The following is a 7025-nucleotide window of genomic DNA, read 5'->3' on the forward strand; positions in this document are numbered from 1 at the left end:
CACAGGCCAAGCCTAGCAGGGCTTGTTGCGTTCGTTGCTTTTTATTTCAACTGTCTCAGCGGTCCTGGTACCTGAGGTTATTATGCTGCAATCGATGAGGGACAAAGCGAAGAGTTGGGTGACATTTGTTGTCGTCGGCATCATCGCTTTTATGATGGCCATCACTGGTCTGGAAACGCTGGTGCCCAATCCTAACAACCCGGAAGTGGCGTCAGTAAATGGTAAGGATATAACCCGGGCAGAATTGGCTCAGGCTGTTGACCAGCAGCGGCGGGTTTTGGTTCAGCAAATGGGTGGCCAGTTTGATCCCGCTATGCTGGAGGATCAGTTACTGCAAAGCTCGGTTCTTGAAGCCCTGATTGATCGTCAGCTGCTACTGCAGAACGCTGAAGCTCAGAAAATGGATATTGGCAAAGCCCAGATTGATAAGCTGATCGTATCCATGCCGCAGTTTCAGCAAAACGGCCGCTTTGATGCCGACCGTTTTCAGATGATGGTTCGCAGTTATGGTATGACACCATTACAGTTCCGCGATGCCATCCGTGAAGAAACACTCTTGCTGCAATTACGCGCCGGGATTGCCAGTACCGAGTTTGTGACTTCAGAAGAACTCAAGCGTCTGCAGAGTCTTGAAGGTCAGACGCGGGACCTTGCCTGGGTTGTGCTGCCGGTGGAACCGGTTCGTCAGGCCATTACGCCTTCCGAAGAAGAGATTACCAGTTATTACCAGGCTAACCCGAATCAGTTTATGACGCCTGAGCAGGTTGTCGTAAACTACGTGGTTCTGAAAAAGGGCGATATTGCCAGGGGTATCGAAGTCTCTGCTGAAGATATTGACGCTGAATACCAGTACCGAGTAGAGCAGTTGCAACAACAGTCTGGCAATAATGCCCATGTCTCAGTCATCTTGATTCAGACTGGTGAAGATCGCACCCTTGATGAAGCGAAAGCCCGGGCCAATGAAGTTGTCACCAAACTGCAGGCTGGAGCCGGTTTTGCCGAGTTAGCCAAGTCTTATTCTGATGACCCGATAACCGCTGAGAACGGCGGTGATTTGGGTGCTGTTGAGCCCGGGTTCTTTGGCGATGATTTTGACAATACCGTTGCTGGTTTGGGTGTTGGTGAGGTTTCTGCCCCCATTGAAACTGACTTCGGTATACAGATCCTGAAAGTAACTTCCCGTGATGAGGCGGATGTGCCATCGCTGAATGAGATGCGTGCAGATCTTGAAGTGGCACTCAAGCAGAATGAAGTTGACTCACTGTTCATTGAACAGTCCAGACAGCTCGCTGATATCAGCTTTGAGGCTTCTGATCTGGTTCAGCCAGCAGAGCATCTGGGCCTGACCGTAATGACCAGTGAGCCGTTTGGTCGAAAGGGTGCTGAGTCGGGTATTGCCGCCGATCCCCGTGTATCGGCAGCGGCTTTCAGTGATGATGTATTGAATCTTGGTGCTAATAGTGAGCTGATAGAAATTACCCCGGAAGAGGCTGTCGTTGTCAGGGTCAGGGAGCACAAAAAACCTGAACTTATCCCCCTTGCTGACGTGAAAGAGGTCATCGTTACTACCCTGAAGAACAGCCGCGCTCAGGAACAGCTGGCCAGCCGTGCCGAACAGATGATTACCACTTTGCAGTCCGGAACAGCGCTGAACGTGCTTGCTGATGAACAGGAGCTGGAGGTGGTTGAGAGTTCTGCAACCAGCAGGAATATGTCCGGCGTGCCTGCTCAGCTCCTGCAGGAAGCCTTTAAAATGCCTCATCCGGGAAGCAGTGTCTCCTATCGTTCAGTCACTCTGGCAAATGGTGATTATGCGGTGGTTGGCCTGAGCGCCATATACCCCGGTGAAGCAGTGGCAAAGCCTGAGCAACTCAAAGGACTGGGACAGTTTATTGCAGCGGGCAATGGGCGCATTATGTTTGATGACTATCTTGCCAGCCTGAAGGAGAGAGGTAAGGTAAAAATCCTGCTTGATAATCAATAATTAAGTTTGGATTGTACTTCCCAGAGGCCACCGAAAGGTGGCCTTTGTCTTTAAGAAGCAGCAGAAAAAAATGGTCCTGATGGTTTTGCCTGTTATCAGGTAGATAGTAGCCATAGCCTCTGCGGTCATCTTCCTGCAAGCCAGTCAACAAGCACTCGATTATACAGTCAGGCATGACGAGCATAACGACCCTGCTCACCATCAGCCGCCGGAGCAGTGATCCTGATCAACCCTTGCAGCGTTTCCTGCCATTGTTAAACTGTTGGTTTAAGCTACGGTTACGAATTCGGTAGTGGTCTAAAAATAAACGCTATTGGGGAATATCAATGTCAGATCAATTTATTAAATCAAAAGCGGCCATTGCCTGGGGACCAGGCCAACCGTTGTCGATCGAAGAAGTCGATGTGATGTTACCAAAGGCTGGAGAGGTACTGGTTCGCATCGTTGCTACAGGTGTCTGCCATACCGATGCCTTTACCTTGTCCGGTGATGACCCGGAGGGGGTATTTCCTGCCATTCTTGGCCATGAGGGTGGCGGGATTGTTGAACAGGTGGGGGAGGGCGTGACCAGTGTTGCCGTTGGTGATCATGTAATCCCGCTCTACACACCGGAATGTGGTGAGTGCAAGTTTTGTCGTTCGGGTAAAACCAACCTGTGTCAGAAAATACGTGCAACCCAGGGACGAGGGCTGATGCCCGATGGCACCACACGATTTTATCAGGATGGCCAGCCAATTTATCACTACATGGGCTGTTCAACATTTTCCGAGTATACGGTGTTACCCGAGATTTCACTGGCAAAAGTCAGCCCTGATGCACCACTGGAAGAAGTCTGTCTTCTGGGTTGTGGGGTCACTACCGGTATGGGGGCGGTATTAAAGACAGCAAAGGTACAGCCCGGGGACACCGTTGCAGTCTTTGGCCTTGGTGGTATTGGTCTATCGGCCATCATTGGTGCCAGAATGGCCGGTGCTGGCAGGATTATCGGGCTTGATATTAATGAGACAAAATTTGAGCTGGCCAGAAAGCTGGGAGCCACTGACTGTGTCAATCCAACGTTGTTTGATAAGCCGATTCAGGACGTTATCGTTGAGATGACCGATGGTGGTGTTGACTTCTCCTTTGAGTGTATCGGCAATGTTAATGTTATGCGTTCTGCACTTGAGTGCTGTCACAAAGGCTGGGGGGAGTCGGTCATCATCGGCGTCGCGGGTGCTGGCCAGGAAATATCCACCCGTCCGTTCCAGCTGGTGACCGGGCGTGTATGGCGTGGATCCGCATTTGGAGGGGTGAAAGGTCGCTCTGAGCTGCCGGGCATTGTTGAGCAATATTTGGCGGGTGAGTTCAGGCTCGACGATTTTATCACCCATACCATGGCATTGGAGGAGATCAATAGGGCGTTTGATCTGATGCATAAGGGGGAGAGTATTCGCTCTGTGATCCATTACCGGCAATAACTGCACCATCGGTTATTTTCTTTTCACCGGGGCTTTACTGTTTTTTCAGTAGAGCCATTCCCGTATTGAGCAAGGTCTATGTCTTTGGAGAATATCAGCAGTAATAAGCTGTTCGGTGGCTGGCATAAGCAGTACACCCACGACTCAGAAACTCTTAACTGCAACATGCGTTTTGCTATCTACCTGCCTCCTGAAAGCCAGAACAAAACGTTTCCCGTTCTGTACTGGTTGTCCGGGCTGACCTGTACGGATGAGAACTTTATGCAGAAGTCAGGCGCTCAGCGTGTAGCTTCAGAGTTAGGCATTGCCATTGTTGCACCGGATACCAGTCCCAGGGGGGATCATATTCCGGATGATCCTGATGCTGCCTATGACTTCGGGCTCGGTGCCGGATTTTATGTGAATGCTACGCAGCAGCCATGGCGTCAGCACTATCGAATGTATGATTATGTGGTTTCTGAACTGCCCGAACTCATTGAACAACATTTTCCTGTTAATGATAAACGGGGTATTGCCGGTCATTCCATGGGCGGTCATGGTGCGCTGGTGATTGCTTTGCGAAACCCTGATCGTTACTCATCGGTTTCTGCTTTCAGCCCGATCTGCAACCCGCTCAATACTCCATGGGGACAAAAAGCATTTATGGGCTATCTTGGCAATGATCGTGAACGATGGAAAAACTATGATGCCTGCGAACTGCTGAAATCATCGCTCAAAGCGGTTTCCTCACTGGTCGACCAGGGCAGCAAGGATGCTTTTTTGGACGAACAGCTGCACTTGGATGCGTTAAAAAAAGCGGTTGAAGACACAGGGTATCCAATGACCATAAGGATGCAGGAGGGATATGATCATTCCTATTATTTTATTGCCACGTTTATTGAGGATCATTTAAGATTTCACTCACAAAGGCTTGTATAGCTGACTGAAAAAAGGTATCTACAGTTTCTTGGCAAATACCTTGTTCAGGCTCCTGGTGAAAATATAACTCATTGTTTGTTTTCAATATTCCACCTCGTAATATTGATTAGAACTCTGGAATAACTAACCAATTGGTTAGTTATTTTCTTCGAAAGCAGCTGCAGACTATCTTTCTATCTGAACTTCTATATCAATTTTTACTAAAAATAAATACGATGAGGTGTCAATAATGCTTGATAATATAGCTTATCGAAATTGTATTCTGGAAATGTTGAATAAAGAGATTAGCAAGGATAGCAGTCATATAACTCCAGAATTTTCCAAATATCTTGTTGAAGAACTTGTTGTAGAAAGAGAAAAAATGAAGCTTAAAGCGCTTCAGGAGTATTCGATTTCCTGTGTCAATCAATCGCTATCTATTACCGACTGTCATTATGACTCTATCCCTCAAATAGATCATCTGGAATTGCCATATATGATAAAAATGGACCTTGATTACCCAGGGTTGTATGGTTTTGATATTCAATCCAGGCTAAATAATGGTTTGAAAATAGAATTAAATAAAGATAATCCAAATCCATTTAAAATAAAAATTTGGCTGGATATGGGGGCGAAAATGGACAATGAAGTTAAAAATAAACTGGATTCAGGCTTGAAAAGAATGATAGAGGATAATAACCCCACTTTTGCCAAAGGCTGGTTGTCACTGGGTGGAATGATACCTGACTTTCAACAGAAAATTGATAAAGGTTTACAAGAAGCTACCACAGTGCTTAATGCAAAAGAATGGTACCAGCTGGGAGCATCGGTAGATAGCGAGGTTCAACTGAAATTAAATGAATGGTTAAAACAATCCCTGGAGCAAAGGCATGGATCAGCCGTAAAAGATTGTCTGGCAATGGGGGCAACAAGAGAAAACCTTCAGCAACTACTTGATGATTGTGTGTCCAGTATGCTTCTTGAAGATGAACCTGATTCAAGGGAAGTTATCAGCTGGAAAGAAGCAGGAGCAGACATTAAACCTGAATTTCAAACTATTCTTGATTCGAATTTAGAAAGGGTTGCCAAAGAAAATATAATTGTTCAATTTGAGCTTTGGTTGGAACTGGGTGCAAACAAAACCGATGAAGCCAAAAAATTGATGAATCTTGCAGCTCAAAGTTATGCGAAAAATAATAATGCTCAGGGTGTAAAAGGGTGGGTGGATTTAGGTGCAAATAATCCCTACAACCAGGTTGATCTTAATACAATGCTCCAAACAGAAATCCGGAATGACCGACCTTTTTCTGCAGGAAGTCTCCTCGAACTGGGTGCTGAGGTTTGTTCTGATATACAAGCTGAACTGAACGCTGGATTACTCAGAGCAATAAATAATAATGGTGGACCTTTTCTAATAAAAGGTTGGTTAGAAATTGGTGCAAGATTGAGTCCCGAGCAGATTGTAAATTAATGCTAAGCGCTGCTTGCCTTCCGCTATGGGGTATCCTTCTGTGAGCGCTTCCTTTGTCGTACTGCGTAAGCGGGGTCTGCGCGAAGTTTCCGTTTGTACTCCCGGTTGTACTCCCTTTGGCGCTCTAAATAAGCGGGGTCTTTGCGAAGCTTCCGGTTGTACTCCCTTTGGCGCTCCCTTTGGCGCTCTAAATAAGCGGGGTCTGTGCGAAGCTTCCGTTTGTACTCCCTTTGGCGCTCCCTTTGGCGCTCTAAATAATCGGGGTCTGAGCGAAGCTTCCGTTTGTACTCCCTTTGGCGCTCCCTTTGGCGCTCTAAATAATTGGGGTCTGAGCGAAGCTTTCGTTGGTACTCCCTTTGGCGCTCTATATAAGCGGGATCTTTGCGCAGCTCCCTTTGGCGCTTCCTGCTGAGCTCCCTCTTGCGCTCTGCGTAATCGGGATCATTCTGGTACTGTTTCCTTTGGCGCTTCTTTTGGCGCTCTGCGTAATCGGGGTCATTCTGGTAGCGGTTCTTTTGGCGCTTTGCGTAATCGGGATTATCCTGGTAGCGCTCCCTGCTGCGCTTCTTTTTGCCCTCTGCGTAATCGGGGTTATTCTTGTAACGCTCCCTGTTGTGCTCAATTTGTAAGTTACAACTTTCATCAGACGGATCAACTCCTGCCTGGGCTAAATCACCTGATACTGGTAAGCTTTGCGAGATTGATTGGCTTAAACCTAACCTTGACTGATCCGAAAAACGTTCATTATCAGGAGTATATGTGCGGGGCGGGGCATTATTCTGAAGCTTTCTTCTAACCGTATAGTCAATTACTTGATCTATTTTAGTATTTCTATTAACGATCACTACCGGCCTTTTTTCAAACCGGGGGTCATCAAATGGATTATGAAAAGTCAACTTCGCTTGCTGAAGGTGGTTTTTAGTGGTTTCATCAGTACGCATAGCACATAGAACAGCATCTGTTTCTTCAACATCACGGGAAAAGGCCTGAGCTGATGTGCCAGATTCAGAAAACAATGTATCTTGAAAGTAAAGAAAGCGATCAGAAGCTGAATTTGATTGAGTAGAAAAAATAGATGTATCCATTGAGTTAATGAATTACTGAATTTTAGTTTAGGACAATCTCTTCTTATAAAAGTTCCTTATCGGGAGCTTCGGGGGCACTAAGTAGTTGGCCAAATGGAATCGTATATTTCTGGCTAAGTGGGCAGTTACTA

5 protein-coding genes are annotated in these 7025 nt (G+C 46.7%); 4 read left to right on the forward strand and 1 reads right to left on the reverse strand.

Annotated elements, in window-relative coordinates; genetic code table 11:
• The first annotated feature begins 82 nt into the window (after positions 1 to 82).
• From KDK15_RS16675 to KDK15_RS16690, 4 genes are all read left to right on the forward strand, one after another.
• Positions 83 to 1984 (forward strand): SurA N-terminal domain-containing protein, encoded by a 1902-nt coding sequence (locus KDK15_RS16675; protein ID WP_257296518.1) that lies wholly within the window; start codon positions 83 to 85, stop codon positions 1982 to 1984.
• Between the two features lie 326 nt (positions 1985 to 2310).
• Positions 2311 to 3441, forward strand: coding sequence for an S-(hydroxymethyl)glutathione dehydrogenase/class III alcohol dehydrogenase (locus tag KDK15_RS16680; protein WP_306800378.1), 1131 nt, complete (start codon positions 2311 to 2313; stop codon positions 3439 to 3441).
• Between the two features lie 78 nt (positions 3442 to 3519).
• Positions 3520 to 4359, forward strand: coding sequence for an S-formylglutathione hydrolase (gene fghA, locus KDK15_RS16685; protein ID WP_306800379.1), 840 nt, complete (start codon positions 3520 to 3522; stop codon positions 4357 to 4359).
• A gap of 229 nt (positions 4360 to 4588) precedes the next feature.
• On the forward strand, positions 4589 to 5809 hold the full coding sequence (locus KDK15_RS16690; protein ID WP_257296519.1) for a hypothetical protein: 1221 nt from the start codon (positions 4589 to 4591) through the stop codon (positions 5807 to 5809).
• Between the two features lie 23 nt (positions 5810 to 5832).
• On the opposite strand, the gene KDK15_RS16695 is transcribed toward KDK15_RS16690, so the two are convergent.
• The gene (locus KDK15_RS16695) at positions 5833 to 6894 is read right to left on the reverse strand and encodes a hypothetical protein (RefSeq protein WP_257296520.1); all 1062 of its coding nucleotides are present in this window, start codon (positions 6892 to 6894) and stop codon (positions 5833 to 5835) included.
• Positions 6895 to 7025 lie beyond the last annotated feature (131 nt).

The sequence above is a fragment of the Endozoicomonas sp. YOMI1 genome (assembly GCF_024606345.1).
Classification (GTDB): Bacteria; Pseudomonadota; Gammaproteobacteria; order Pseudomonadales; family Endozoicomonadaceae; genus Endozoicomonas.

Coding starts and splice junctions, on each gene's coding strand:
- KDK15_RS16695 (WP_257296520.1), bottom strand. CDS start 6,894: ATGGATACATCTATTTTTTCTACTCAATCAAATTCAGCTTCTGATCGC.
- KDK15_RS16680 (WP_306800378.1), top strand. CDS start 2,311: ATGTCAGATCAATTTATTAAATCAAAAGCGGCCATTGCCTGGGGACCA.
- fghA (WP_306800379.1), top strand. CDS start 3,520: ATGTCTTTGGAGAATATCAGCAGTAATAAGCTGTTCGGTGGCTGGCAT.
- KDK15_RS16675 (WP_257296518.1), top strand. CDS start 83: ATGCTGCAATCGATGAGGGACAAAGCGAAGAGTTGGGTGACATTTGTT.
- KDK15_RS16690 (WP_257296519.1), top strand. CDS start 4,589: ATGCTTGATAATATAGCTTATCGAAATTGTATTCTGGAAATGTTGAAT.